Source organism: Aeromonas sp. S41-2, from assembly GCF_027705845.1.
GTDB lineage: Bacteria > Pseudomonadota > Gammaproteobacteria > Enterobacterales > Aeromonadaceae > Aeromonas > Aeromonas hydrophila.
Genome location: NZ_JAPDCG010000003.1, coordinates 585,335 through 607,423 on the forward strand (window position 1 = coordinate 585,335; position 22,089 = coordinate 607,423).

At 60.0% G+C, this 22,089-nt stretch carries 18 protein-coding genes and 1 pseudogene; 6 read left to right on the forward strand and 13 right to left on the reverse strand.

Annotated elements, in window-relative coordinates; all coding sequences use genetic code 11:
• The first annotated feature begins 320 nt into the window (after positions 1–320).
• Entirely contained in the window at positions 321–1,937 is a 1,617-nt protein-coding gene (locus OKC44_RS10580; RefSeq protein ID WP_270812710.1) for a peptide ABC transporter substrate-binding protein, read from the forward strand.
• Between the two features lie 49 nt (positions 1,938–1,986).
• Here the strand turns inward: OKC44_RS10580 and OKC44_RS10585 are convergent, their stop codons facing one another.
• From OKC44_RS10585 to sixA, 3 genes are all read right to left on the reverse strand, one after another.
• Complete coding sequence (locus OKC44_RS10585) at positions 1,987–2,904, reverse strand: DMT family transporter (protein WP_270812713.1); 918 nt, start codon at positions 2,902–2,904, stop codon at positions 1,987–1,989.
• A 201-nt stretch (positions 2,905–3,105) separates the two neighbouring features.
• Positions 3,106–3,312, reverse strand: a complete 207-nt coding sequence (locus tag OKC44_RS10590; protein WP_016350921.1) for a DUF1107 domain-containing protein — start codon at positions 3,310–3,312, stop codon at positions 3,106–3,108.
• 133 nt (positions 3,313–3,445) lie between these two features.
• Positions 3,446–3,913, reverse strand: coding sequence for a phosphohistidine phosphatase SixA (gene sixA / locus OKC44_RS10595; protein ID WP_011705868.1), 468 nt, complete (start codon positions 3,911–3,913; stop codon positions 3,446–3,448).
• A 162-nt stretch (positions 3,914–4,075) separates the two neighbouring features.
• Here sixA and OKC44_RS10600 point away from each other — a divergent pair, with 162 nt between their 5' ends.
• Complete coding sequence (locus OKC44_RS10600) at positions 4,076–6,850, forward strand: insulinase family protein (protein WP_270812715.1); 2,775 nt, start codon at positions 4,076–4,078, stop codon at positions 6,848–6,850.
• Positions 6,851–7,158: 308 nt separating this feature from the next.
• On the opposite strand, the gene OKC44_RS10605 is transcribed toward OKC44_RS10600, so the two are convergent.
• Positions 7,159–7,812: a thiopurine S-methyltransferase gene (locus OKC44_RS10605; protein WP_270812717.1), complete on the reverse strand. Its 654-nt coding sequence runs from the start codon at positions 7,810–7,812 to the stop codon at positions 7,159–7,161.
• Between the two features lie 215 nt (positions 7,813–8,027).
• The gene (locus OKC44_RS10610) at positions 8,028–9,377 is read right to left on the reverse strand and encodes a leucine-rich repeat-containing protein kinase family protein (protein WP_270812719.1); all 1,350 of its coding nucleotides are present in this window, start codon (positions 9,375–9,377) and stop codon (positions 8,028–8,030) included.
• Between the two features lie 312 nt (positions 9,378–9,689).
• On the opposite strand from OKC44_RS10610, the gene OKC44_RS10615 reads away from it, so the two are divergent.
• The gene (locus OKC44_RS10615) at positions 9,690–10,454 is read left to right on the forward strand and encodes an SDR family oxidoreductase (protein ID WP_270812722.1); all 765 of its coding nucleotides are present in this window, start codon (positions 9,690–9,692) and stop codon (positions 10,452–10,454) included.
• A gap of 51 nt (positions 10,455–10,505) precedes the next feature.
• Positions 10,506–11,333, forward strand: a complete 828-nt coding sequence (locus OKC44_RS10620; protein ID WP_270812725.1) for a bifunctional transcriptional activator/DNA repair enzyme AdaA — start codon at positions 10,506–10,508, stop codon at positions 11,331–11,333.
• A 289-nt stretch (positions 11,334–11,622) separates the two neighbouring features.
• Here OKC44_RS10620 and OKC44_RS10625 read toward each other — a convergent pair whose 3' ends face one another.
• Positions 11,623–12,468, reverse strand: coding sequence for a DUF5677 domain-containing protein (locus OKC44_RS10625; protein ID WP_168754698.1), 846 nt, complete (start codon positions 12,466–12,468; stop codon positions 11,623–11,625).
• Positions 12,469–12,908: 440 nt separating this feature from the next.
• Complete coding sequence (locus OKC44_RS10630) at positions 12,909–13,181, reverse strand: hypothetical protein (RefSeq protein WP_010633780.1); 273 nt, start codon at positions 13,179–13,181, stop codon at positions 12,909–12,911.
• Between the two features lie 686 nt (positions 13,182–13,867).
• Between OKC44_RS10630 and sul2 the strand changes: the two genes are divergently transcribed.
• Together sul2 and OKC44_RS10640 are read left to right on the forward strand one after the other, a co-directional pair.
• Positions 13,868–14,683 carry a sulfonamide-resistant dihydropteroate synthase Sul2 gene (gene sul2, locus OKC44_RS10635; protein WP_001043260.1) on the forward strand — a complete coding sequence of 272 codons (816 nt, stop codon included), beginning with the start codon at positions 13,868–13,870 and terminating at the stop codon, positions 14,681–14,683.
• 86 nt (positions 14,684–14,769) lie between these two features.
• A complete protein-coding gene (locus OKC44_RS10640; protein WP_000251875.1) occupies positions 14,770–15,072 on the forward strand; it encodes a phosphoglucosamine mutase in 303 nt (100 codons plus the stop codon).
• A gap of 175 nt (positions 15,073–15,247) precedes the next feature.
• Here the strand turns inward: OKC44_RS10640 and OKC44_RS10645 are convergent, their stop codons facing one another.
• The 6 genes and pseudogenes from OKC44_RS10645 to OKC44_RS10670 form a co-directional block, all read right to left on the reverse strand.
• Positions 15,248–16,741 (reverse strand): IS91-like element ISCR2 family transposase, encoded by a 1,494-nt coding sequence (locus OKC44_RS10645; RefSeq protein ID WP_001120888.1) that lies wholly within the window; start codon positions 16,739–16,741, stop codon positions 15,248–15,250.
• Positions 16,742–16,852: 111 nt separating this feature from the next.
• On the reverse strand, positions 16,853–17,131 hold the full coding sequence (locus tag OKC44_RS10650; RefSeq protein ID WP_001100557.1) for a LysR family transcriptional regulator: 279 nt from the start codon (positions 17,129–17,131) through the stop codon (positions 16,853–16,855).
• A 54-nt stretch (positions 17,132–17,185) separates the two neighbouring features.
• The gene (gene floR / locus OKC44_RS10655; RefSeq protein ID WP_023300759.1) at positions 17,186–18,400 is read right to left on the reverse strand and encodes a chloramphenicol/florfenicol efflux MFS transporter FloR; all 1,215 of its coding nucleotides are present in this window, start codon (positions 18,398–18,400) and stop codon (positions 17,186–17,188) included.
• Positions 18,401–18,616: 216 nt separating this feature from the next.
• A complete protein-coding gene (locus OKC44_RS10660; protein ID WP_001447541.1) occupies positions 18,617–19,501 on the reverse strand; it encodes a DUF3363 domain-containing protein in 885 nt (294 codons plus the stop codon).
• 30 nt (positions 19,502–19,531) lie between these two features.
• A pseudogene (locus OKC44_RS10665) lies at positions 19,532–20,161 on the reverse strand (IS91-like element ISCR2 family transposase); the annotation flags it as partial.
• Between the two features lie 15 nt (positions 20,162–20,176).
• The coding region (locus OKC44_RS10670) for a Tn3 family transposase (protein WP_225463296.1) at positions 20,177–22,089 on the reverse strand (1,913 nt) is incomplete at its 5' end.

Here is a 22,089-nt window from a genome sequence, read left to right on the forward strand (position 1 = left end):
GCCGATCCTCGGCAGCCTTGTTTTGTAACCTAATGTAACGCCTGTTTTTTGTTTTTGCAGCGAATTAAGCCGCTGAATAAACGCGCATCTCCCCCACCTTTTTCGCCCGAAATCGCCCTCAAACTGGTTTCAATCGGTAACTTTTCCGATGTTAATTCGTGGCAAAAACTCACGAAGATGTCGCCATGAGGATGGCAAGATCCCCGCCATGCCCCCTATCTGGGACACATGCCATGGGGGACCTGTCTGCCTCTTGAGATCTCGCCATCAATCCCGCACACTGGCCCGGCTTTGGAAGCAAAAAAACATAAGGATATTCAATGAAAAGGACTCTCATTGCCGGCACGGTTGCCGCCCTGTTCGCACTCCCCACCCTGGCAGCCCAGGTACCGGCCGGTACCAAGTTGCTGCCGGCAGAACAGCAAACCTTCATCCGCAACATAGGTACCGAACCCGCCTCCATCGACCCCCAGATGGTGGAAGAGAGCGCGGGCAGCGAAATCGTCAACGACCTGTTCGAGGGGCTCTACACCCTGGACGGGGACGGCAAGCTGCAGCTTGCTGGCGCCCTTGGCTACGAGCTTGACCCCACGGGCACCGTCTACACCTTCAAGCTCAGACCCGATGCCAAATGGTCCAACGGCGAGCCGGTGACGGCGGCCGATTACGTCTATGGCTGGCAGCGGGCGGCGGATCCCAAGAATGCCTCCAACTACGCCTGGTTCATCGAGCTAACCGGCGTCACCAATGCCGCCGAGGTCATTCAGGGCAAGCAGAGCCCGGATACGCTGGGCATCAAGGCGCTCGATGCCCATACCCTGCAGATCACCTTGAAAAACCCCGTGCCCTTCTTCCTGAAAACCCTCTCCCACTACACCACCTTCCCGGCGCCGAGGGCAACCATCGAGAAGTTCGGTCATGAGTGGGTCAAGCCGGGCAACATCGTCTCCAACGGGGCCTTCGTGCTCAAGGAGTGGACCCCCAACGAGCGTCTCATCTCCGAGCGCAACCCCCATTACTGGGACAACCAGCATACGGTGCTGAACAAGGTGTTCTATCTGGAGATCGTCTCCGACACCGCCGCCTACAACCGCTATCGCGCCGGCGAGCTGCACTACACCAGCTATCCGCTCGAGCAGTACAAGCAGCTCAAGCAGCAGAGCCCGCAGGAGCTGGTGAGCGTGCCGACCCTGGCCACCTACTACTACGTGTTCAACACCCAGCGCAAGCCGTTCGACAACCCCAAGGTGCGCAAGGCGCTCTCCCTGGCCATCGACCGGGACACCATCACCGAGAAGATCCTGGGGCAGGGCCAGATCTCCGCCTTCAGCCTGACGCCGCCGATAGTGGACGGCTTCGAGCTCAAGCGACCGGCCAGCGAGCGGATGAGCAAGGAAGAGCGGATCAAGCAGGCCAAGGCGCTGCTCGCCGAAGCGGGTTATGGCCCTGGCAAGCCGCTGGATGTGGACATCCTCTACAACACCAACGAGGGGCACAAGAAGATAGCACTGGCCATCTCCTCCATGTGGAAACACAACCTGGGGGTGCAGGCCAAGCTCAACAACATGGAGTGGAAGACCATGGTGTCGGCCCTCAACGAAGGGGACTTCGGGGTCAGCCGCTACGCCTGGAACGGGGATTACAACGATGCCTCCACCTTCCTCGACATCATGACCTCCAGCAGCAGCGCCAACAGCGGCAAGTGGTTCAACAAGCAGTATGACGCCCTGCTGGCCAAGGCCCATGACGCCAGGGATCCGGCCGAACGCAACCAGCTCTATCAGCAGGCCGAGACCCTGATCGATGCAGAAGCGCCCATCGCCCCGGTCTATTTCTACGTCAAGTCCCGCCTGCTCAAACCCAACATCAAGGGCTACCCCTATCAGAACCCGCAGGATCTGGTCTACTCGAAAGACCTCTATCTGACCGCGCAATAAGGTTCGCTACCCCGCAGACAAAAAGACCGCCTTTCGGCGGTCTTTTTTCTCATTCGTCCCGGCAGGCGGCCAACGCCACCCTGCGCCGGCGCAGCACCACAGGCTGCACCAGCAACTGGGCCAGCAGCACCCCAAACAGGGTCATGCCGCCACCGATCAGATGATAACTGGTCAATCTCTCGCCGAGCCAGCTGATGGCCAGAGCGGCAGTCATCACCGGCAGCAGGTTCATGAAGATGGCGGTGCGGCTTGCCCCGAGCAGGGCGATGCCCTGCATCCACAGCCAGGGCGACAGGGCCGAGGTCGGGATCCCCGCATAGAGGATCAGCCAGAATGCCCGGCCGTCCGGCCACTGCCCGTCCACCAGCAGGTAGAACGGGGTGAGGAACAGCAGGCTGCAGAGCACCTGGCCGTAGAGCATGGACCAGTTGTCGAGCCCCAGATCCCACTTCTTGAGCAACACGCTGTAGAGCGCATAGGTGCCCGCCGACAGCAGCATGTAGACGGAACCGATGTGGATGCCCTGGGTAAAGAGGCGGGCGGGATCCCCCTGCCCCAACAAAATCGCCAGCCCCAGAATGGAGATGACGCCGCCAAGCAGTGCCCCCCAGGTAGGGCGCTCGCGCAGCAACCAGATGCTGAGCAGCACCGTCATCAGCGGAGTCAGCCCCATCATCAGGCCGATCTCGGTGGCTCCCAGGGTCTGCGCCGCGTAATAGCCGAAAGTCTGGTTGAGCACCATGCCGAGCAGGGCCAGCGCCGCCAGCTGATAGAAGCCGGCGCGCAGCTTGGCGCGATCCCGCCAGGCCCGGTGCGCAAGGAACGGCGTCAAGATGATGGCGGCCACCATCCAGCGCGACCAGGCCAGCGCCGCCGGCGAGAGCACGCCCACCGCCAGTTTGCTGACGATGGCGTTGCCGGCCCAGATGGCCATGCAGGAGAAGGGAAACAAGAAGGCAAGTGGCATCACTATATCCAGAAAAAAGCAGCGGGTATTTCTGGCGGCAGTATAGGGGGGTCAACAGGATTAGCAAGCGTCGCGCCGCCAAGGCAGAATTGGCTGACATAAAGGGGGTTCGAACAGCGCTGAAGAGGCCGGAGGGAGCCCAAAAACAGTCATGCCCGCACGGTGGCGGGCATGACGCGGATCAGCGAGGTGACGAAGCAATCACGCCGCATCCATGTGCAGTCTCGAGATCAACTCGTTGACCTCGACCACGGTCTGACGGTGGGGAATGTCCGCCGACGTAGGCATCATCAGCAGGCCGGACTGGAAGTCAAAGCGTCCTCTGCCGTGGATGTAAATCCGCCCCTTGAAGAAGGTTTTGACATGTTTTGCCACCATCAGCGGCAGGTACTTCTTGAACACTCTCATCGTTTGCAACCTCTTGCAGTTGTATCCGTATGACAGCAGCTTCTGCGAAATAATTCCGTAAATTCTGTATAAAAATCCGGAAAAATCGCGACTCTCTTCCCCAAAAAACCAATCTATAACTTTTTATTAACTTTTAGCGTATTGTATGTGGTCCTTCCAACCAGAGCAAGACCCCCTTGCCATCTTGCCACTCGATACAGGCCAGACCTGAGGTGGCAAACATGGGGGCACCGGCCGCCGGACAGAGGCTCTGCACCAGATATCCCACCAGCGGCAGGTGGCTCACCATCAGGATGCTGTCGTGCTTGGCCGCCAGCGCGGTGAGGTAACTCGCCACGAAGGCCGGATCGCCATAGGGGGTGATGTCACCGCTCTCTTCGACAGCCCCTGCCTTGGGTAATTCACTGCATATGCTCTGCCAGGTTTGTTTGGCGCGCAGATAGTTGCTGTGGATCACCCGATCTAGCTTGTCGCCAAGCTGGGGGGCCAGCCAGCGGGCCATGTGGATGGACTCTTCGATTCCCTGCTCGGTCAGTGGACGCTGTTCATCTGTTTTCGCATTCATGCCAGCCTGGCCATGACGCATGATGTAGATTTTCATTACAACCTCGCCCAACGGGCCTGTTTTGATAGCGGGGGGATCTTACCCCGCCATGCCGGGGGAAACAATTGCGCTACCTCTCAGAAAAGGGTTTGCCTCACCGGGTAGCGGGGTCGATAATCATGTTTAAATTCAAATAAATCCAACAAGAGTCACGCGCCAATGAGCCCATATGCCAGTCCCAACGACCATCGGCAGTACCACTATCTGGAGCTGGCAAACCGGCTCAGGGTCTTGTTGATCTGCGATCCCGACACCGACAAGTCTGCCATCTCCCTGGCCGTCAACACCGGCCACTTCGACGATCCGGCGGACCGGCAGGGGATGGCTCATTTCCTTGAGCATATGCTGTTCCTTGGCACCTGCACCTATCCCAAACCTGGTGAATACCAGCAATTTATGAGCCGTCATGGCGGCAGCAACAACGCCTGGACCGGCACCGAGTTCACCAACTTCTTCTTCGAGATCGACAACGGCTTCTTCGAGGCCGGGCTGGATCGCTTCTCCCAGTTCTTCATCTGCCCCACCTTCGATCCCGAGTGGGTGGACAAGGAGCGCAACGCGGTCGACTCCGAATACCGCCTCAAGCTGCAGGACGACGTGCGCCGCAGCTACCAGGTGCATAAGGAGACTGTCAATCCCGCCCACCCCTTCGCCAAATTCTCGGTGGGCAACCTGGATACCCTGGCCGACCTGCCCGGCCGGGATCTGCGCTCCGACCTCATCCGGTTTTACGAAACCCACTACAGCGCAGATCGCATGGCGCTGGTGATGATCTCGCCAGCCACCATCGAGACCCAGCTCGGCTGGTGCGATCGCTTTTTCGCTCCCATTTTGAATCGCAATTTGGGAACGCCAACCCTCGAGATGCCCCTCTACCGGCTCGATGACCTGGGCATTCGCATCCAGATCAACCCGGTCAAGGAGACCCGCAAGCTCGCGCTCACCTTCCCGTTGCCCAACGTGGATGAGTATTACGACAAGAAACCCCTCACCTTCCTGAGCCACCTCATCGGCTACGAAGGGGACGGCAGCCTGCTCTCTCTGCTGAAAGCGAAGGGCTGGGTCAATCAGCTTTCCGCCGGCGGTGGCATCAGCGGCGCCAACTTCAAGGATTTTGGCGTCAACTTCGGGCTGACCCCGCTCGGGCTTGAACACGTCAACGAGATAGTGGCAGCCCTGTTCGGCTACTTGAAGCTCATCGAGCGCGGCGGGGTGGAAGCCTGGCGCTATGACGAGAAGCGCACCGTGCTTGAGTCCGCCTTCCGCTTCCAGGAGCGGGGCCGGGCGCTCGACACCGTCTCCGGACTGGTGTTGAACCTGTTCAGCTATGCTCCCGACGACCTGCTCTACGGCGACTACATGATGCGCGCATACGACGAGCCACTCATTCGCCGCCTGCTCGCCAAGCTCACCCCCCACAACCTGCGCCTGACCATCACGGCGCCGGAGCTCGGCACGGACCGGCTGGCCCGCTGGTATCAGACCCCCTACAGCGTGACCACCATCACCGAGGCGGAGAAGATCCGCTGGCAACAGAGCGAACCGGATCCGGCGCTGGCCCTGCCGCTGCCCAACCCCTTCATCTGCAACCGGCTCGATGTACGCACGCCCGAGCTCACCGCCGACATGCCCGCCTGCCTGATTGATCGGCCCGGCTTTCGGCTCTGGCACCTGCACGAGCATCAGTTCAGCGTGCCCAAGGGCAACCTCTACATCTCCATCGACAGCGAGCACGCGGTCAAGAGCCCGCGCCACATCGCCATGGCCCGGCTGGCGGTGGAGCTGCTCACCGACCACCTCAACGCCCTCACCTATCCGGCGGAGCTGGCGGGGCTCGGTTACCAGATCTATGCCCACCAGGGCGGCTTTACTATCAACCTGAGCGGCTTTGCCGACAAGCAGCCGCTGCTGCTCGACATGATCCTCGGCAACCGCACCCTGGGTTACCCGGATCCCGCCCGCTTTGCCGAAATCAAAGAGCAGCTCATTCGCAACTGGGACAACCAGTCCAAGGCGCGCCCCATCTCCCAGCTGTTCAACCAGCTCACCAGCCTGCTGCAGCCCAACAACCCGCCGTTCGAGCAGCTGCTGCGCCACCTGCGCAGTGTCGAGCTGGGCGAGATGCCTGCCTTCGTGGCGAGCCTCTTTGCCGAGGTGCACGTAGAGACCCTGGTGCACGGCGACTGGACCGCCGCCGAGGCCCTCGAGCTCGCCGCCCTGCTGGAGCGCCACCTCGGCGTCAACAGCCAGCCCAGTGCCGAGACCCGCCGCCCGCTCATCTCCATTCAGGACAGGGGCACCCTCATTCGCGAACAGGGCTGTGAGCATGAAGACTCGGCTCTGCTGGTCTACTACCAGTCGCGCACCACCCGGGCGCGGGACCTGGCCTGTTTCACCCTGGCCAACCACATCATGTCCTCCACCTTCTTTCACGAGCTGCGCACCCGTCAGCAGCTCGGCTATGTGGTGGGGGCCGGCAACCTGCCCCTCAATCGCCATCCCGGCCTCATTTTCTACATCCAGTCGCCGGTGGCCGGGCCGCAGATCCTGCTGGATGCGGTGGAGGAGTTCATCGACCTGTTTCCGCTGGCCATGCTCGAGCTCACCGCCCGCCAGTGGCAGGACAGCAAGGCGGGCCTGCAGGCCCAGTTGAGCGAGCGGGATGCCAACTTGCGCAGCCGCGGCCAGCGGCTGTGGGTCAGCATCGGCAACAAGGACCTGGGCTTTGATCAGCGCGAAAGGGTGTGCGAGGAGGTCGGCAACCTGAGCCGCGCCGATCTGGTGCGCTTTATCACCCAGCTGAGATCGAGAACGTCGGATCGACTGATCCTCTGCAGCTATGGCCAGGGCCACGAGCACGACGAGCGCATCACCGGCCAGTTCATCGACGACCCCCGCGCGTTCCGGCTCAATGCCGCCACCTTCGAGGCCTGATCAGACCGCCTGTTCCCCTTTTTGCAGCCAATAAAAAGCCGACCCCGTGGGGTCGGCTGGAAAAACCATAATCAATTGCGACCAGAGCCGCCAAAAGTGAACATGAGCGTGAAAATCAGACACTGAGTTGATGGTCGGCGGGCAGTCCCAAACCAGAGCGCGCCTGCCGATGACAACAGTGATTGAGAAACAGGCTCATCTTAGGCACTCCCCTCCCTTGTCACGTTGATCTATGTCAAAGGAGGTAATAAAGAGTCAGCCAGCTGCAGCTTTATGGCCAGTTTTATCGCCTCAGCTCACGCTTTTGGTCAAGCCTCTGGACGGCGCACCAGCCGGTAGGCCACCTCATCGAAGTAAGAGAGCTGGCCCGACAGCACCCTGGGGTGATCGAGCTCGGCTGCTCGCCCCAGCACCTCGACCTGGAAGTGGCGCTCGAACAGGGTGCGCACCTCCATCTCCCCCACCGAGAACGGCGGCTGACGCTGCTGCTCCGGCTGATATTCCAGGGTCACCAGCAGGATCTGACCACCCGCCTCGATAAGCCGGCTCATCAGCTCGGCATATTGACGGCGCATGGCGGTCGGCAGCGCGATGAGGGCTGCCCTGTCATAGGCCAGCCGATAGCGGCGGCCAAGTTCGGGGGCGGCGAAAAAATCCCCCTCATAGATGCGCAGACTGTCGTGTTGATGGCACTGATAGGGCCCCTTTGCACTCACAGTGTCGCTCAGCGTGTTCTCGCTGAAAAAGCTGTTGATGGCGACGGACGAGAGTTCGAACCCGTCGACCGGATGGCCCTGCCCGCTCAACCAGAGCATGTCGCGGGACTTGCCGCACAGGGGCACCAGCACGGGCTCGCCCTGCTGCTGGGCCGACCACCAGGATTGCAGCCAGCGATTGAAATCCGCCTGATGAAAGCCGATCCGGTTCTCTTCCCAACGCTGATGCCAAAATGCCGCTTCCATCCAGTCACCCCTGTCATGTAAAGATGCCTCAATATCACAACTTAGCCCGGCACACGCAAGCACCAACAAGGCGGCAGCCACAACTTTTGCCCAAAAAAGCGGAACAAAACAAAAAAGGGCCCGAAGGCCCCCTTTTGACATCTTTTTGTCATCCACTCCTGCTCTTTTTCGCCTGCTTTGCGCCTGCTACTACAGCGACGGCAGGGCGAGCCGGATCAGAGCAAAACTGGCTCGGCGCAGATGACCGCCGCCACCGCAGCAAGCCTGGCGGCAATCTCGGCAAAGTCGGGGCGCGCCGCCACCACCTCGGCAAGACAGTCATCCACCAGCGCATGCAGGGCATCCAGCCTGTCATCACAGGGGGCACAGCGGGCCAGCAGCTCTTCCAGCAGGCAGCCGAAGGCTCTCACTTCCAGTCGCTCCAGCAAGCCGGCCAGCTCACCATCGGTTCGCTCATAACAGGAGGCGGCGCCGAAATCCCCAAGCAGCAGCCGCCCCTCCTGTTGCAAGGAGTGCAGCATGTTGTGGGCGTAGAGATCGCCGTGCAGGATGCCGCGCCAGTGCAGATGCAGCGCGGCGCTCGCCACCCCCTGCACCATGGCCAGCAGCGCAGCCGGGGTAAAGCGGGCATCGGCCTGGTAGATGTCGCGAGTGCAGGAGTCCAGGCTCGGCGGCCCCGCCAGGTTGATAAAATCTGGGTCTATCAGCGCCATCACCAGCGCCGGGATGCCGGAGGGGTGATCGCCCACCCGCCCCTCAACCCCGACCAGATGGGGATGACGACCAGCCGCCAACGACACCGCCAGCTCGCAGCGGGGCAGCCCATCGCTGGTCACGGCCCCCTTGAAGCATTTGACCGCCACCGCCCGCGGCCCCGCCGGCGTTGCCAGCTCGGCGCGATGGATGACACCGGATGCCCCCTGCCCCAGCAGCTCGCCCACCTTAAGTGAATCCCACGGGATGTCTGCCACCGAGGCGCACTGGCCCAGCCGCTGCTCCTGCCTGTCGCTGAAGGGGTTGCCCGCATACGCCAGCCAGGCAAGGCGTGGCAGCCTCGCCAGCCAATCCGGGAGCGCGTCGAGCCGGTTGGCGGCGATACGCACCAGCTCCAGACGCTGGCAGTTGGCCAGGGTTGCCGGCAGCTCGCGCAGGCGATTGCCCGAGAGCATCAGCTTTTGCAGGGCGCCGCACTGACCCAGCTCGTCGGGCAACTGCTCCACCGCGTTGTCGGTCAGGATCAACCAGCGCAGCCCCGCCGGCAGCGACGCAGCAGGCACAATGGCGATCCGGTTGGCCTTGAAGCCCACCATGGTGAGCGCCGGGCAGCGCCCCAGCACCTCGGGCAGCTCGGTAAAGCGGTTCTCGGAGCAGAAAATGATGCGCAGCTTGCTGAACCCGGCCAGCTCGTCAGGCAGCCGACTCAACTGGTTGCCGGTGAGATCCAGCACCTCCAGCGTCTCTTTGAGACTCAAGATTTCGGGCGGGAACTCCGTCAGGTTTTCGGCGAGTTTGAGGTGGCGGGCGCCGCAGAGTTCACCTGCGCGCAGCTGTTCCAGGGTATGCATGACATCGTCTCTATCGGGTGGCCGGCTCGCGGCCAGCGGTGCCGCCGGTCTGGCCCAGCAGTCAAACCGGCAGTCAAAAAATGAGGGGGCATTATAGAGAATGACGGCAGAAGATCCCCTGTTTTGTTGCCGCGAGGACCGGTATCAGCGCGCAGCAAAGCGGCATGGGGGCAAAGAGAGCAAGATCCGGGTCGTGCCAGCGAGGACCGATTGCCATAGTGGGGCCAAACCAGAGTGGGGTCGAGCCTATTGAGGGTCGAATCCATTACCAACCCTGTGCGCCTGCACAACACACTCAGCGAGGGAACTGCCATGTCATTACTGTCCAACAAGGTCGCCATCATCACCGGCGCCAGCTCCGGCATCGGCCGCGCCAGCGCCATTCTGTTTGCCCGGGAAGGAGCCAGCATCGTCGTCGGCGCCCGCCGCCAGCCCGAGCTGGATCTGCTGGTGGAGGAGATCCGCCACGAGGGGGGCCAGGCGGTGAGCCTGGCGGGAGATGTGAAAAGCGAAACCTATGCCCGCGCCCTGGTGGATCTCGCGCTGACCCGTTTCGGCGGGCTCGATATCGCCTTCAACAACGCAGGCATCACGGGGACACCGGGCAGCGTGCCGGCGCTTGAACTGGCACAGTGGCAGGAGACCCTGGATACCAACCTCACCAGCGCCTTTGTGGGGGCCAAGTACCAGATCCCCGCCATGCAGGCACGCGGCGGCGGTTCGCTTATCTTTACCTCCACCTTCGTCGGCCATACCCTGGGGCTGCCCGGCATGGCGGCCTATGCCGCGAGCAAAGCCGGCCTGATTGGCCTGACCCAGGTGCTGGCTGCCGAATATGGGGCACAAGGGGTGCGGGTCAACGCCCTGCTGCCGGGGGGTACCGACACCCCCATGGGGCGGGCCTTTACCGATACCCCGGAGAGCCTCGCCTTTGTGCAGAATATGCATGCCCTCAAACGGCTGGCCCAACCGGAGGAGATCGCCCGCTCGGCCCTTTATCTGGCGTCCGATGCATCCAGCTTTACCACCGGCATTGCCCTGCTGGCCGATGGTGGGGTATCTATTTGTCGCACATGACCTTGTCGCACCCAAGATCCTGCGGCTGCAAACCTATCGTGAGAGCGCCTTATGTCTGATTACGCCCGTATCGCCGATGCCATCCGTTTTATCGCCAGCCAGGTGGCGCGCCAGCCCACCCTGGACGAGATAGCGGCGCACGTTCACTTAAGCCCCTTTCACTTCCAGCGGCTGTTCAGCCGCTGGGCCGGAGTGACGCCCAAACGCTATCTGCAGGTGCTGACCCTGGAGCGTGCCAAGGCACTGCTGCAGGAGTCACGCCCGCTGCTGGAAGTGGCCGATACCCTGGGCCTGAGCAGCGGCTCGCGGCTCTACGATCACTTCGTGCAGCTCGAAGCGGTGACACCGGGCGAGTACAAACAGCGCGGGGCCGGGCTGGTTATCGATCACGGGGTGCACGACACCCCCTTCGGCCAGGCGTTCGTCGCCCTGACCCCGCGGGGGGTATGCAAATTCTCGTTTCTCGATGACCAGGCCCCACAGGCGCCGCTGACCGCCCTCGCCCACAACTGGCCAGAGGCAGAACTGAGGGAGGCGCCATCACGCACCCAGGGGGTCATCCACACCATGTTCGATAGCAGCAAGAAGGCGGATCGCCCCATCTCCTTACACGTGAGCGGCACCAACTTTCAGATCAGCGTCTGGCGGGCGCTGCTGCAGATCCCGCCCGCCAAGGTGGTGAGCTACGCCCAGGTAGCGAGCGCCGTCGGCAACCCCAAGGCCGCCCGCGCCGTGGGGCTGGCGGTGGGCGCCAACCCCGTCGCCTTGATGATCCCCTGCCACAGAGTCATCCAGCAAAACGGCAAACTCGGCGGCTATCACTGGGGCGAGACCCGCAAACAGGCGATACACGCCTGGGAAGCGGCGAGGTATGAGTGAAAGTGGCCTTGTTCTGCTCGCCCTGATGGGGGAGAAACTGGAGTGTTCGTTGTGAGTCAGCAGACTATCAGGTCACGCCGAACGAGCATTCACGATATAAAGCGAGGGCATTAACAGAGTCGGGCGCAGATCGCCCCTTTTGTTGCTTTGGCAAGGCTCAGTGCTCAGCCGCCCCCCAGCGAATTGACGAAAAGACGTAGGGTGCAATAAGCGCAACGCATTGCACCGTTTGCCGAGCGGATTTTGTGCAAGGTAAGGAACAAAAGTAGAGGTGCAATTTCATTTCACCCTATGCCACTGATGTCGGTTTGGTACTCAGCTCCATAAGCCGCTTGAATAGCTTTTCTTCGGCATCAAGCCCTACTTGCATTTTCTGCTTTTCAAAGAATGCAGCTAAGTAACCACATCCGGCGTGAAGAACTGCAATAAGGATTTCCTCTAACTGCCGAATCGTTCCAGCGATGAAGGCCTCTGTGGTGTCTTCTCCTTTAAGGTGGGCTGAATAAAAGAAGCTGGCACCAAAGGGTGAACCATGAATGACCTCTGACGAGAGTGAGTAGATCAGTCCATATGCCGCGAGTAGCCGCGATCCAGCTTTGCGCCCTGCAAGTTCACCGACCCGCCTGATACGACTTGGCATATCTAGGTTGGTCCAGCCTCCGTTTCCTTTGCCCGTAAACTCAGGAAATTTAGATGCAAGTGTTGATACTGGGTCAGGGTCTGTGTGGACTTCAATCGAGTATTCGCCACTGCCGAATTTTCGATTGTGTTGCCGCCAAGCGGCAAATTCGATGTACCTAACAGCTCGGTCTGCAACTGCATTTGACTCCACGAGGAGGTAGCTTGCATTTACGAAAGACTCAACAGCTGATCGTGCGATTGGATAGGCGTCGCGGACAGGAATTCCGCGCTGTTTGGCTATGTGTAAAAGGGACTCGACAGATTGTCCTGCTCCCATTGCTAGTAATGTGCTTGTGCGTCGTTGTGCGTCCGGGAGGCTACAAGTCAGAATTTTTCCTTCATATGTGGTGGAGCCTTGGGATGCAACGAAAAGTGCAAGGCGCAAGAACTCTTGCTGAAGCATTGCCAAGCCTCGTAAAGCATCCAGCAGTGGTAACTCCTCGTCTGCGGACATAAATTGTTCTCCCTAAATAGAAATCGGTACTAATCAGCAATGGAAAATTCCAGCAAACCCAATCTATGACTGTGATCCCCTACATCAACTGTGGCTCCACTGGAGCTCGGTGTACTCGTGCCATTGCCGATGCTACCGCCCCTGAATAACAGCCTGCAGCTTGTTACCTATGGCATTTCTCTGGCCTGACTCATGGTCGGCCCCAAATGGGTTATTTCCAAACAACTATCCTAGCGAGCAAGGCAGATAAGAAAAAGAGGAATATGGAACTTTCCTAATAAATATCAACAAATTAAATAATAAGTACCAATGCTGGGCATATATCTGCGGTGCCAGATCGTAGATAAAGAAAAGACGCCCTAAGGCGTCTTTCTTATTTCTAGAATCTGGAGCAAGCAGGTTGGAAGCTACTCCCCCTCCCCACCCTGCCCACAACCCTATCAGATCGGGGTAATGGAGGTGATATGGGCCGAGCCATCCAGGGACTGGAAGATCTGCACCACGGCTTCCCCGTGGATCGGGTTGGGCAGCGGCACCGTGGTTTTGCATTTGAAACGGTAGTTGGTGCCGGCGACGACCTGGGTGGAGACTTCAAAGGGGGTGTACTGCACCCCGACAAATCCTTCCAGCGCCTGGTTGAATACGGCCTGATCTTTGGCGCTCAGCTTGTGGTAGGCAGTCCATCCGCCCAACAACACTGCTTGTTCTGACATAACAAACCCTCCGTGATCTCTTGTCCCTACTCGTTTGGCTGTTCGGGTTCCGCCCCGTTTATTCAAGTGGTGTCCGGACTCCACCGGGGGCCACACCAGATATCGGTGCGTTCAGTGTCGATAGCGCACATGAAGGCGTTGCTGTCGCCACCCTCCCCTGCTGCCACGACCACCACCTCACGGCGCCGGTCTCAATTGGCATGGCTGAGCCTAGTGCGAGATCCATAAAACACCCCCTGTCAGATATGACAGAGGCAGGGAGGGAAGAAAGCGGCTAGCGAAGGGAAAAGTGAGGCGCAAACGATTGGAAAAAGAAAAGACGCCGAAAGGGCGTCTTTTTTACATTTTTATGCTTGAAGGGTGAAAGGGCCTACGCCGCTTATTCCCATTCTATTGTAAACAAGACATTTTTATCTTTTATATTCAATGGCTTATTTTCCTGCTAATTGGTAATACCATGAAAAATACCATGCTCAGAAAAGGCTTAACAATATTTTGAAAAATTGCCTACTGAGCGCTGCCGCACAGCTCCATAGGCCGCTTTCCTGGCTTTGCTTCCAGATGTATGCTCTTCTGCTCCTGCAGCTAATGGATCACCGCAAACAGGTTACTCGCCTGGGGATTCCCTTTCGACCCGAGCATCCGTATGAGACTCATGCTCGATTATTATTATTATAGAAGCCCCCATGAATAAATCGCTCATCATTTTCGGCATCGTCAACATAACCTCGGACAGTTTCTCCGATGGAGGCCGGTATCTGGCGCCAGACGCAGCCATTGCGCAGGCGCGTAAGCTGATGGCCGAGGGGGCAGATGTGATCGACCTCGGTCCGGCATCCAGCAATCCCGACGCCGCGCCTGTTTCGTCCGACACAGAAATCGCGCGTATCGCGCCGGTGCTGGACGCGCTCAAGGCAGATGGCATTCCCGTCTCGCTCGACAGTTATCAACCCGCGACGCAAGCCTATGCCTTGTCGCGTGGTGTGGCCTATCTCAATGATATTCGCGGTTTTCCAGACGCTGCGTTCTATCCGCAATTGGCGAAATCATCTGCCAAACTCGTCGTTATGCATTCGGTGCAAGACGGGCAGGCAGATCGGCGCGAGGCACCCGCTGGCGACATCATGGATCACATTGCGGCGTTCTTTGACGCGCGCATCGCGGCGCTGACGGGTGCCGGTATCAAACGCAACCGCCTTGTCCTTGATCCCGGCATGGGGTTTTTTCTGGGGGCTGCTCCCGAAACCTCGCTCTCGGTGCTGGCGCGGTTCGATGAATTGCGGCTGCGCTTCGATTTGCCGGTGCTTCTGTCTGTTTCGCGCAAATCCTTTCTGCGCGCGCTCACAGGCCGTGGTCCGGGGGATGTCGGGGCCGCGACACTCGCTGCAGAGCTTGCCGCCGCCGCAGGTGGAGCTGACTTCATCCGCACACACGAGCCGCGCCCCTTGCGCGACGGGCTGGCGGTATTGGCGGCGCTGAAAGAAACCGCAAGAATTCGTTAACTGCACATTCGGGATATTTCTCTATATTCGCGGTTCAGCAGGCATGTCCCCTTTGAGGGCGACCCGACGACAGGATAATCGACCTTATGGTGCGCAAATATTTCGGCACAGACGGTATTCGTGGCAAAGCCAACGAAGGCGCGATGACGGCGGAAACCGCCTTGCGCGTCGGCATGGCGGCTGGCCGTGTCTTTCGTCGCGGTGACCACCGCCATCGTGTCGTGATCGGCAAGGATACGCGCCTGTCGGGCTATATGCTTGAACCCGCGCTCACAGCCGGTTTCACCTCGATGGGCATGGACGTATTCCTTTTTGGCCCGCTGCCGACAACGTATAGGAAGAATAAACGCCCTTTTCACCCAAGTCCAACAGCTTTGGACCGCAGTTGACTCTTTCGACACCCCTGCGATGCAACCCAATCCGGCTGACGGGGAGCCAGCAACGCTGAAAATTTACCCTCCTCTTTCCCACTAGCGGCTCCTTTTCCGACAACCAGCACGGCGGATCCCTGCCGCGGCGCTGTGAACGCAGCATTTTGATTGGTATCGTTGGCCTTCAGGCTCGTCAGTCAAACAGACCCAGGAGCAGCTCAGCCGGTGGCGCCCGGCTTTCGGGTAACGCCCTGGTCCCGCTGGTTTCGGCTTTGTGCTTCAGGTGATCAAGGATCTGCTTGATCACTATAGGGTCTTCAATGCAGGCGATGACTTTCATGGCGCCGCCGCAGCCGCTGCAGGTCTCGATGTCGATATTGAAAACACGCTTGAGCCGTTGCGCCCATGTCATCGACGCTCGCCGTTGTGCTGGTGTTGCCGGTTCATCAGCCACCCTGACCTTGTTGCCCCTGCCCCGTTTTGCCGGCGTGACCAACGCCCGGTGCCGACTGTTGGGTGCGAACACCCCGTGGAAGCGGGTTAGGTTGACTCTGGGCTTCGGTACCAGGGCGGCCAGCCTTGCAATGAAATCCAATGGTTCGAAAATGACGTGCGTGGTGCCGTCCCGGTACGGCGTCTTGAGCTGGTAGCGCACGTTGCCGCCTCGTGTTAACGACAGCCGCTTCTCGGATACCGCCGGGCGGCTGATGTACCGGCACAGCCGTTCGAGCTTCTTGCGTTCATCGGCCCTGGCCGCCACGCCGGCGTGCAGGCTGGACCCGGCTACCTTGCCAATCCCGTCACCGAACGGATCACCACTGGTCGGCAGAGTTTGCAAAGTGAACACCTTTCGCCCCGCCTGTGAACCGACAGCGATACGGTAAGTGATCGAGTGCCCCAGCAGGGGTGTCATCGGGTCGTCATCCACCGCATCCGAGGCCAGATAGCTGTTTTCGACATCCCGTTCCAGCAGGCCTTGCCGTTCCAGATAGCGACCCACCCGGTGGGCGATGGTGTGCGTCAGCTGGGTGAGCTCTGGGCTGGTCGGCGCCTTGACCCAGCGGAAACGCGCTGAGCCGTGGGATTGCTCGACATACACACCGTCGAGAAACAGCATGTGGAAGTGAACATTCAGATTGAGCGCCGATCCAAAACGCTGGATCAGGGTGACCGCGCCCGTCTTGGCCACTTGGTGGGTATGGCCCGCTTTCTTGACCAGGTGCGTGGCAATGACGCGGTAAACGATGCCCAGCACCCACCCCATGATCTCGGGCCGGCTGGCAAACAGGAAACGCAGCTGAAACGGGAAGCTCAACACCCACTGACGCATGGGTTGTTCAGGCAGTACTTCATCAACCAGCAAGGCGGCACTTTCGGCCATCCGCCGCGCCCCACAGCTCGGGCAGAAACCGCGACGCTTACAGCTGAAAGCGACCAGGTGCTCGGCGTGGCAAGACTCGCAGCGAACCCGTAGAAAGCCATGCTCCAGCCGCCCGCATTGGAGAAATTCTTCAAATTCCCGTTGCACATAGCCCGGCAATTCCTTTCCCTGCTCTGCCATAAGCGCAGCGAATGCCGGGTAATACTCGTCAACGATCTGATAGAGAAGGGTTTGCTCGGGTCGGTGGCTCTGGTAACGACCAGTATCCCGATCCCGGCTGGCCGTCCTGGCCGCCACATGAGGCATGTTCCGCGTCCTTGCAATACTGTGTTTACATACAGTCTATCGCTTAGCGGAAAGTTCTTTTACCCTCAGCCGAAATGCCTGCCGTTGCTAGACATTGCCAGCCAGTGCCCGTCACTCCGCGGTCTTCACTGCGTGATCGAGTTGATCGACACCCGCCGTGACACGCTCCATGAAGTGCCTGCCTGCGTCTGTTAGCCGAACGCCCCGCGCATGGCGCTCAAATAGCAGGACACCAAGGTTATCCTCCAGCGCTTTCACACGCGCGCTGACGCTCGACTGGCTGATACCAAGTGCCTTGGCCGCATGCCGAAAATTCAGATGCTCGGCGACGGCGATGAACTGAACAAGGGAAATGAGCGGTATCCTGCCAGACAGGATACCGACATTCACGAGGTTTCGATGGTTAGTGCGCCGCATCGGAGCGGGCCTGCTACCAGTCGTCGGTTAGACGACTGGCGACTTCTCGGTGGCAGCCCCACGGAGCCGAAGGAGCACCAGCCCCAACGAAACCAGTACCGCCATCGCCGTGGCGTAACAGATCACGGGCCACGCTGTGTCACCGTTTAAAAGTGCCACCGCCAATGTCCCGACAATGCTGACTATCAGGCTTTGAACGCAGAAGTAGAACGCGACCGCTGATCCCGCGATGTCGTCGAACTCTGCCAAAGCGCCGTTCGCGGTAACGGACACCGTGAAGACAATACCGACCGCGACAACCCACATCGGTAGGATGAAGGTGAGGAATGACGGCGAGCCGTAAAGTTCGCCGATCCCCAACAGGACCGCTCCGCAAACAAGCAACGCCATCCCACGCGCCACGCATCCTGCGATGCCCCATCTGGCGACAAAGGACTTCGCGAAACGGGTTGTCACGATCATTACAAGCGCGACAGTGGCGAAGGCAAAGCTGAATCCGATCTCGGAATATTCCGCTTGGCCTATGAGCACACGGGGAGCCGTCGAGAAGAAGACGAAGTAGGTGCCCATACCGGCGCTAAAGCCGACAGTGTAAACCCAAAAAGCCGGACTCGCGAAGATCGGCAAGACAGATCGGCGCGTCTTGACTTGATCCAGAGGGCGGGTTTCGTGCCACCTGAAACCCGCATTTAGGAGTGCGAGCATCGCCAGTATAGCCAAAGTAATGAATATCGCCTGCCATCCCAAGAACTCGCCGATCAATGTTCCGGCGATAGGGCCGAGCGCAGGCACGAACGCCAGCATCGAACTGAAAAGGCCGTAGATGACGACACCCTCAGGACGGTTGGCATAAACGTCGCGAACCGTCGCGAACGTCGCCACCAGCATGGCCGACGCGCCCACTGCTTGAAGTAGACGGAAAGCGACAAAGGCCGGTGCAGTTGAAGACCAAGCTGCTCCCAGAGACGCAATGACGAAAGCCGTTGCGCCCGCAAGTAGAATTGGCCGTCGCCCGATTCTGTCTGAGAGCGGACCAAAAATCACCTGGCCCACGCCGAGCATCACCATATAGAGGCTCAACGTGAGTTGGATCATAGCGGGCGTCGTGTTCAGGATGCCGGGCATCGCTGGAACGACAGGGAGATAAATATCCATCGCCAGTGAAGCGAGGATGTCGAAAGGAGCCATCAGCAGCAGTGCTGCCGGCAGCGTATAGGCCCACGCGGGGCGTGTGGTGGTCATGACGAATCAACCCTCGATTAAGGAATACCGGGCGACGTCTGCTCGTCAGCAATCAGATGAGACTAGCCTTACAGAGCGCCGCAACAACAATACTGGTTGTTGCGGCTTACTTGTCTGCTGACTTGGAATTTCCCATCTGATTACTCCACGCTTACGAATATGAATTGCTACATTTTATCCGATTATCTTTTGCTTCGCAATGCGGCATGGGCGCACTCAGCGTTCCAGCCCCCTCTGCCGCCCTAACTGCCACGACACCGACCCGCCCTGCACGATGCCCATAACCTCGCGGCCGAGTTGGCGGTCGATGATCGGCCGCCACGGGACAAGGGTGAACTCATGGGATTTCTCGACCACGGCGAACTTGCCGCTCGATAGATGCACGGTTCCGGTAAACTTGCCGCTGACGCTCTCGCCGTCCGTGGCGGCGCGGAACGGCAGGCCCTTACTCAAAGCCATATCCGATCCGACGCCGGCTACCTCGCGCTCCCGCAGGATGGCGAGAAGGTTGCGCCGGTAGAAGACGCGGCTGTCCCGGCTGCGGGTGGCGTCGCCCTGTTCGATATGGTGCTCGCGGCGCTGGTCCATGGCTTCGCGGACTTGTTGCCCGAAGCCGGTTGGCGCAAGGTCGGCCGTCTCGCCGTGGATCAGCCGCCGGTCCAGCCAGGTCGCGCCGTCCGATCCGATCTGTTTGTTCAGATCGACCGGGGAAAGGACGCGAACGCTGGCCTGACTGTCTCGGCCGGCGTCATGGGCGGCGGCACGGCTGACCAGATCATCGGGGATGCGCCATTGGTCGGCGTCGATCCGCTCGACGATACCGGCCCGGCGTAGCGCCTCCAGCCGGCGCACATGGGCATCGACATAGCCCTCATAGTCGCCGCCTGGAACGCGGCACGTATAGGAAGAATAAACGCCCTTTTCACCCAAGTCCAACAGCTTTGGACCGCAGTTGACTCTTTCGACACCCCTGCGATGCAACCCAATCCGGCTGACGGGGAGCCAGCAACGCTGAAAATTTACCCTCCTCTTTCCCACTAGCGGCTCCTTTTCCGACAACCAGCACGGCGGATCCCTGCCGCGGCGCTGTGAACGCAGCATTTTGATTGGTATCGTTGGCCTTCAGGCTCGTCAGTCAAACAGACCCAGGAGCAGCTCAGCCGGTGGCGCCCGGCTTTCGGGTAACGCCCTGGTCCCGCTGGTTTCGGCTTTGTGCTTCAGGTGATCAAGGATCTGCTTGATCACTATAGGGTCTTCAATGCAGGCGATGACTTTCATGGCGCCGCCGCAGCCGCTGCAGGTCTCGATGTCGATATTGAAAACACGCTTGAGCCGTTGCGCCCATGTCATCGACGCTCGCCGTTGTGCTGGTGTTGCCGGTTCATCAGCCACCCTGACCTTGTTGCCCCTGCCCCGTTTTGCCGGCGTGACCAACGCCCGGTGCCGACTGTTGGGTGCGAACACCCCGTGGAAGCGGGTTAGGTTGACTCTGGGCTTCGGTACCAGGGCGGCCAGCCTTGCAATGAAATCCAATGGTTCGAAAATGACGTGCGTGGTGCCGTCCCGGTACGGCGTCTTGAGCTGGTAGCGCACGTTGCCGCCTCGTGTTAACGACAGCCGCTTCTCGGATACCGCCGGGCGGCTGATGTACCGGCACAGCCGTTCGAGCTTCTTGCGTTCATCGGCCCTGGCCGCCACGCCGGCGTGCAGGCTGGACCCGGCTACCTTGCCAATCCCGTCACCGGGGTCGTTTGCGGGAGGGGGCGGAATCCTACGCTAAGGCTTTGGCCAGCGATATTCTCCGGTGAGATTGATGTGTTCCCATCCGAGCGGCGAAACATGGGCCAAGAGATCGGGCGATAGCAGCTTTCCATCGCGTTTCTGGTTTGCAACGACCTCGCCGAGCTTCATGGTGTTCCAGAAGATGATGATGGCGGCGAGCAGATTCATGCCGGCGATGCGGTAATGCTGGCCTTCGGCGGAACGGTCGCGGATTTCACCGCGGCGGTGGAAGCTGATTGCCCGCTTCAGCGCATGATGAGCTTCGCCTTTGTTGAGCCCGATCTGGGCACGCCGTTGGAGTTCGGCATCCAGAATCCAGTCGATCATGAACAGGGTGCGCTCGACGCGACCGACTTCCCGCAGGGCTGTCGCGAGCTCGTTCTGCCGCGGATAGGAGGCGAGTTTCCGCAGAATCTGGCTTGGCGCGACGGTCCCGGCAGCAATGGTGGCGGCGATGCGCAGGATGTCGGGCCAATTGCGCTCGATCATGGCTTGGTTGACCTTTCCGCCGATCAACGCTCGCAGGTGCGCCGGGGCGGCCGACGGATTGAACGCGTAGAGCCGTTTGGATGGCAGGTCGCGGATGCGCGGAGCGAACCGGTAGCCGAGAATGGCACATGCGGCAAAGACGTGATCGGTGAAGCCGCCCGTGTCGGTGAACTGCTCGCGGATATGGCGTCCAGCATCGTTCATCAGCAGGCCATCGAGGATGTAAGGCGCTTCGCTTGCCGTTGCAGGAATCACCTGGGTTGCGAACGGCGCATATTGGTCGGAGACGTGGCTATAGGCTTTCAGGCCCGGGGTATTGCCATATTTCGCGTTGACCAGGTTCATGGCCTCACCTTGCTCTGTAGCGACGAAGAACTGTCCGTCGCTCGAAGCCGACGTGCCCATGCCCCAGAACCGGGCCATGGGTAACGCTGCCTGTGCCTCGACCACCATGGCCAGCGCCCGGTCATAGGCTTCGCCCTCGACATGCCACCGTCCAATGCGGATCAATTCCCAGAAGGTGTGGGTGTTTGTCGCATCCGCCATTTTGCGCAAGCCGAGGTTGATCCCTTCCGCCAAGATAACGTTCATTAGCCCGATCCGGTCAGCGCAGGGTGCTCCTGTGCGCAGATGGGTGAACGCTTCGGTGAAGCCGGTCGCCGCATCCACCTCCAGCAGGAGATCGGTGATGCGCGTGGGCGGGATCTGCTTGTAGAGATCGAGCACCAGATCTTCGGCGCCTGTCGGCGCGGCGGCTTCGAGTTTCTCGATATGCAGAACGCCGTTTTCAATCGACCCGCCCGGGATCGTGCCTGCGCGAGCGGCACGGCCAAGCTCGCGCAACCGCATGTCGAGGCGAGCTTGCCGGTCTGCCAGCCATTCCTCCGGCCGCAATGGCACAGCGAGACGACCGCCTTCCGCGATGGATTGTGCCGGAACGAGTGCGTGTTTCAGATCGCCATAGCGCCGGGACCTAGTAAGCCAGACATCTCCGGAGCGGAACGCATCGCGCAGATGGAACAGCACCGCGATCTCCCATAGGCGAGCGTCGCCAGCCCTCTGGGCCCGAAGGTGGCGATGCCATTTCGAGCTGGGCCGCAAGAAGCTGGTCATCGCGGCATCGTTCAAACCGGTACGAAGGGCCGTCACCGCTTCCAGAAGCGGCAGTGCAACGGGCGCAGCTCGCAGATCGAGCAGGCGCAACATGCGTGGAGCGTATCGGCGGAAGCGGTGATAACCGTCGAGCACATGATTGAGCGGATCGTCGGCCATGGTGGCGGTCAGCCTGGTTGCCATTGCAACAAGGGTTTTTAAGCCGTCCCACCCTGACCCACTCGCGATGGCACTGTTGCAAATAGTCGGTGGTGATAAACTTATCATCCCCTTTTGCTGATGGAGCTGCACATGAACCCATTCAA

Excerpts from the sequence above, each read along its gene's own strand:
- OKC44_RS10580 (WP_270812710.1), top strand. The coding sequence starts at position 321 with ATGAAAAGGACTCTCATTGCCGGCACGGTTGCCGCCCTGTTCGCACTC.
- OKC44_RS10585 (WP_270812713.1), bottom strand. The coding sequence starts at position 2,904 with ATGCCACTTGCCTTCTTGTTTCCCTTCTCCTGCATGGCCATCTGGGCC.
- OKC44_RS10590 (WP_016350921.1), bottom strand. The coding sequence starts at position 3,312 with ATGAGAGTGTTCAAGAAGTACCTGCCGCTGATGGTGGCAAAACATGTC.
- sixA (WP_011705868.1), bottom strand. The coding sequence starts at position 3,913 with ATGAAAATCTACATCATGCGTCATGGCCAGGCTGGCATGAATGCGAAA.
- OKC44_RS10600 (WP_270812715.1), top strand. The coding sequence starts at position 4,076 with ATGAGCCCATATGCCAGTCCCAACGACCATCGGCAGTACCACTATCTG.
- OKC44_RS10605 (WP_270812717.1), bottom strand. The coding sequence starts at position 7,812 with ATGGAAGCGGCATTTTGGCATCAGCGTTGGGAAGAGAACCGGATCGGC.
- OKC44_RS10610 (WP_270812719.1), bottom strand. The coding sequence starts at position 9,377 with ATGCATACCCTGGAACAGCTGCGCGCAGGTGAACTCTGCGGCGCCCGC.
- OKC44_RS10615 (WP_270812722.1), top strand. The coding sequence starts at position 9,690 with ATGTCATTACTGTCCAACAAGGTCGCCATCATCACCGGCGCCAGCTCC.
- OKC44_RS10620 (WP_270812725.1), top strand. The coding sequence starts at position 10,506 with ATGTCTGATTACGCCCGTATCGCCGATGCCATCCGTTTTATCGCCAGC.
- OKC44_RS10625 (WP_168754698.1), bottom strand. The coding sequence starts at position 12,468 with ATGTCCGCAGACGAGGAGTTACCACTGCTGGATGCTTTACGAGGCTTG.
- OKC44_RS10630 (WP_010633780.1), bottom strand. The coding sequence starts at position 13,181 with ATGTCAGAACAAGCAGTGTTGTTGGGCGGATGGACTGCCTACCACAAG.
- sul2 (WP_001043260.1), top strand. The coding sequence starts at position 13,868 with ATGAATAAATCGCTCATCATTTTCGGCATCGTCAACATAACCTCGGAC.
- OKC44_RS10640 (WP_000251875.1), top strand. The coding sequence starts at position 14,770 with ATGGTGCGCAAATATTTCGGCACAGACGGTATTCGTGGCAAAGCCAAC.
- OKC44_RS10645 (WP_001120888.1), bottom strand. The coding sequence starts at position 16,741 with ATGCCTCATGTGGCGGCCAGGACGGCCAGCCGGGATCGGGATACTGGT.
- floR (WP_023300759.1), bottom strand. The coding sequence starts at position 18,400 with ATGACCACCACACGCCCCGCGTGGGCCTATACGCTGCCGGCAGCACTG.
- OKC44_RS10660 (WP_001447541.1), bottom strand. The coding sequence starts at position 19,501 with ATGCTGCGTTCACAGCGCCGCGGCAGGGATCCGCCGTGCTGGTTGTCG.